This is a genomic window from Pauljensenia hongkongensis (genome assembly GCF_001746855.1).
In the GTDB taxonomy this organism is placed as follows: Bacteria; Actinomycetota; Actinomycetes; order Actinomycetales; family Actinomycetaceae; genus Pauljensenia; species Pauljensenia hongkongensis.
The window spans coordinates 942,083-946,371 of the sequence record NZ_CP017298.1 but is presented as its reverse complement, the minus strand read 5'-3'; the positions used below and the strand labels follow the sequence as shown (position 1 = coordinate 946,371).

The 4,289-nt window shown below is 70.6% G+C and carries 3 protein-coding genes; all 3 read right to left on the bottom strand.

Annotated features, from left to right (window positions below; all coding sequences use genetic code 11):
* On the bottom strand, nt 1-950 hold a 950-nt coding region (locus BH719_RS09585; protein ID WP_342671367.1), incomplete at its 3' end, for a putative T7SS-secreted protein.
* Nucleotides 951-1,109: 159 nt separating this feature from the next.
* Nucleotides 1,110-3,140 (bottom strand): right-handed parallel beta-helix repeat-containing protein, encoded by a 2,031-nt coding sequence (locus tag BH719_RS03920; protein WP_245683313.1) that lies wholly within the window; start codon nt 3,138-3,140, stop codon nt 1,110-1,112.
* A 245-nt stretch (nt 3,141-3,385) separates the two neighbouring features.
* On the bottom strand, nt 3,386-4,289 hold a 904-nt coding region (locus tag BH719_RS03915), incomplete at its 5' end, for a cation diffusion facilitator family transporter (RefSeq protein ID WP_009743456.1).

Sequence of the window (4,289 nt, the reverse complement as noted above, 5' to 3'; positions counted from 1 at the left end):
CCCACGCCGCGCAACCCGCCGGCGGCGGCCCATGCGCCGCGCGCTCCGGCCATGGCCCGGGCGCTCGCCGCCACACCGCGCAACCCGCCCAAACCCACGCAGCCCAGTGCGGCGAAGCCCACGGAGATGACGGCGTCGAGCCACGTCTGCTCCCCGGCCATCGCCAGCACAGTATTGGCCAGCGCTGCGATCACGCCCGTGACGGCCGACAGGGCGCCGAGGAACGCGGCCAGCGCCTGTCCGACAATGGGCACCCAGGACACCAGGAGCGCCAGAACCCCCGCGATTCCGCTGATGATCTCGCAGATCTTCGCGATCCACTGGGTGATCGCCTTTCCCCAGTCGTCCCACCACGAGTCGGCGAGCCCGTCGCCGCAGGCGCCGTTGATGATCTCAATAGCGCGTTCGGCCGCGATGTCGCGCTCGGAAACGGCGCGGTCGATGATCTCCTTCTGAGCGGCGACGCGCCCCTGGGCGGCTGCCTCGTCGGCGTCGGCGGCCCCCGCGAGGCGCATGTACCGCGCGCGGTCGTCACCCCCGTCCCCGTCAGCGGGGTACTCCTCCGCCGAGGCGCGCATGCGCTCGGCCCGGGTCCGCGCCTCCATGGCGTCCGCCTGCGCGGACTTCGCCGCGGCCAATGCGTTCAGCGAATCCGATTGCGCCCTGTCCAACGCCCCCGCGTACTCCTCCAGGGCGCCTCCCGCCTCCCTGTACCGGCCTTCGGCGACCCCCACTTTGTCCAGCAGGTCGTCACGGGTCTCCAGCAGCGCGGCAACAGCCTGGGATCCGCGCGAACCCCCGGCGTCCAGGGAGCGCAGCGCCTGGGCGCAGGAGGCGATCGAATCCGCGATCCTCTGGTAGTCCAAGGCGCCCTGGCGCACCACCAAGGGGTCGCCGGGGACCGGGTCCGACGCGTACCCCACGACGCTCCAATCAGAAGGACGCTCCACAATCCCCTCCACGCGCGTCTGCGGCCTCCCCTGGGGGCCGCCCGGATCATTCGGACATGGTCAGGCTACAGCCAAAGCCGACCAGATGGAAGGGGATGAGACGGAGGGCCCCGGCACCACTGCAGTGGTACCGGGGCCCGTTCGCGCGGTGCCCGGGACTCAGTCGCCCCAGGCGGCGTTCACCAGGGCGCCCTTGTCGACGGGGTTGTCGGGGTTCAGGCGCATGGCCGCGGCGACCGCGGGGTCGAGGGCGGTGCCCGACTTCTCCAGGGGCCCGCCGGGAGCGGGGTGCAGGTCGGCGGCGCCGAACTGGTTCTCCTGTGCGGGCAGCCTCACGAAGAGGTTCTGCTGGGCGCGCGGGGCGATGATGTCCTGCCCGTGCGCCTCGCGGCCGTGGGCGTCGCGCCCGGGCGCGGAGTCCGTGCCCGCCTGCGGGTGGGACGTGAACTCGGCCAGAGTGGGGGCGTTGAACGCGCCCGCTCCGCCGCCGTCCTTGGCCCACTGCCAGTGGATGGTGAACCACTCGGTGTCCTTGGAGGTGCGGTAGTACGTGTTGTAGTCGAGGCCCTGGGCCTCCTGGGGCCCGTACACGGCGGTGCCGTCGCCGTTCACGCCGCCGGCGAAGCGCAGCAGCATGGAGTAGCGCCACGGGTCGCCTTCCTTGGAGTTGGCCGACTTGGTGAGCACGTTGTTGTAGATCTGGTTGTCGGTGGCGTTCCACGTCAGGCCCTTCTCAATGGACCAGGACTCGGGGGCCGTGCACTCGCCGGCCTCGTTGCGCGCGTTGCAGCCGTTGTAGCGCGTGTCCTCGCGGATCACCATGGGCGAGAGGGTGTCGACGATGGTGTTGTTGAAGATCTTGTCCGAGTCGGTGCCCGACAGGACGATCCCCTGGAAGGAGCTCTCGACGATGTTCGAGGCGATGATGTTGTGGGAGCTGACCTCGTCGAAGATCGCGGACTTGCCGACGTTGATGAAGTGGTTGCCCACGATCTGGGAGTTCATCACGCCCTCGTCGAACCACACGCCGATGACGCGGCGCGGGCTGTCCACGTTGGGGTCGTTGTGGTTGTAGCCGGCCTGGGAGTAGTCGTGCGTGTTGAAGGCGTAGCGGATGCCGTCGGAATGGGTGATCTTCGTGTCGCCGATGGTGCAGTAGGCGCCGCAGTTGTCGACGATGAAGCCGGCCTGGTTGTTCATCGACCACGTGTTGTGCTCGACGGAGACGTTCGTCGACCGGTTGATGCCGAAGCCGACGCCGCCGTTGTGGGCGATGGTGTTGCCCGACACGGTGGAGCCGTCGGCGTTGGCCAGGCCCAGCGCCGTGCCCATCGCCGAGTACTGGAAGGTGTTGTTGGTGATCGACACGTTCTTGCCGCCCACGAAGAACATGGCGCCCCCGGTGAGGGTGCCGATCTCGGGGTCCTTGTAGTCCCACTGCTGCAGGGGCGAGTACTTCTCGACCGTGAAGCCGTTGAAGACGGTGCCCTCCCCGCCCAGGGTGAGCGCCCGGTGGTGCTGGACGACCTCGACGGTGTGCCCGGAGGGGTTGTCGCCCAGGACGTAGCCGACGCCGGTGTGGGGCTTGACGTTGTAGCCCTGGCGGTTGTTCTTGGGGTTGACCAGGGTCACGGGGTCGGGGTCGTTGACCCAGAAGGTGCCCGGGCCCACCTGGGAGCGCTCCGCCACCTGGGTGAGCTCCTTGCCGTCGACGAAGACCTGCTCGGGGTAGGCGGCCATGCCCTCGACCGCGGGGTTCGCGTTCACGGTGCCCACGTGCGAGAAGCGGACGAAGTCGCTGCGGGCCGAGGAGTAGGTGCCGTCACCGTTGTCGTTCCAGTCCGCGACGACGTCCGCGCCGTTGAGCGAGACCTGCTGCCCCTTGCCGGCGGTGATCGTGAGGCTCTTGAACGAGGTGATCTCGCCCTCGCGGTAGGTGCCCGAGGCGACTTCGACAGTCGCACCGGAGGGCGCGGCCTTCAGCGCTGCCCCCAGCGTGGCGAACGGGCGCTCGGCACTGCCGTCGTTGGTGTCCGCGCCGGTCGCCTGGGAAACGTGGATCGTGGTGGGGGAGTCGGCGAGCGCGGGGCCGGACAGCAGTCCGGCCGCCGCCAGCGCGAGGGCGCCCGCGGCTCCGATGGTCTTGTTGAGGTAGCGCATGAGCTCACTTTCTGGGTATCCGGTGGTCATGAACCAACATGGACCGACTGGTAAATGTTGGCCGACCATTACGATACCCCCCTTCGTAATGAGAGGGAAGACCCCCGGAGTCCCTGCGTGTCGCACTGGCGGACCGTTCGGCAGTAATTGACGCGCCGGGGGCGCCCGCAGCGCCGGTGGTCCGCCGCGCGCTCGTGCCCTGCTGGGCGCCGGTCCAGTGCGGACGGGCCCCGCCGCCCTGGCGCCCCCGTTGGCGACGCGCGGCGGGGCCGGGATCAGTGGGCCAGGTGCTCGTGGGCGGCGTGCTCCGCGCACTCCAACTGGAAGGTCGAATGGGCGATCTCGACGGGGAAGTGGTGCGCCGCGCACTCGCCGAGGCTGTGGACGATGAGGTCCCGCCCGTGAGCGTCGACGGCGGGGGAGACCTCGACGTGGGCGGTCACGGCCACCAGACCGGTGGCGACCGTCGTGACGTGGAGGTCGTGGACGCGGGTGACCCCCGGGACCGCCAGCATGTGCTCGCGCACCTGCGCCAGCTCGATCCGGTGGGGGGTCCGCTCCATGAGGATCGCGACGGACTTGCGCAGCAGCCCCAGCGCCCGCGGCGCCATGAGGGCGGCGATGAGCAGGGAGGCGACGGCGTCGGCGCCGCTCCACCCCGTCGCCAGGGCGCAGGCCGCGGCGGCGATCACCGCGACGGAGCCCAGGGCGTCGTTGGCGACCTCCAGGAACGCGGCGCGCATATTGAGGGAGGAGCCCCGCCCTCCCATGAGGATGAGCAGGGAAGCGCCGTTGGCGATCAGGCCGACGGCGCCGACGACCAGCATGGGGACGGGCTCGACGGCCCCGGGCGACACGAGGCGCCACACCGCCTCCCACGCGACGACGGCGCAGATGATCGCCAGCATCCCCGCCTGCAGGGCGGCAGCCAGCACCTCCGAGCGCGCCCACCCCCACGTGTGGCGGTCGTCGCGGGGCCGGGTCATCAGGTGGGCCGCGACCAGGGCGACCACCAGCCCGGAGGAGTCCACTGCCATGTGGCCCGCGTCCGCCGCCAGCGACAGGGAACCGGACACGTGGGCGGCGACGAGCTCGGCGGCCATGACGCCCGCGGTGACCCCGAGCGCCATGAGGAGCCTCGTGCGCGAGGCGCGGGCGTGGTCGTGCGAGTGGCCGCCG

Bases quoted from the DNA above. Each gene is read 5' to 3' on its own strand.
- BH719_RS03920 (WP_245683313.1), bottom strand. From the start codon at position 3,140: ATGACCACCGGATACCCAGAAAGTGAGCTCATGCGCTACCTCAACAAG.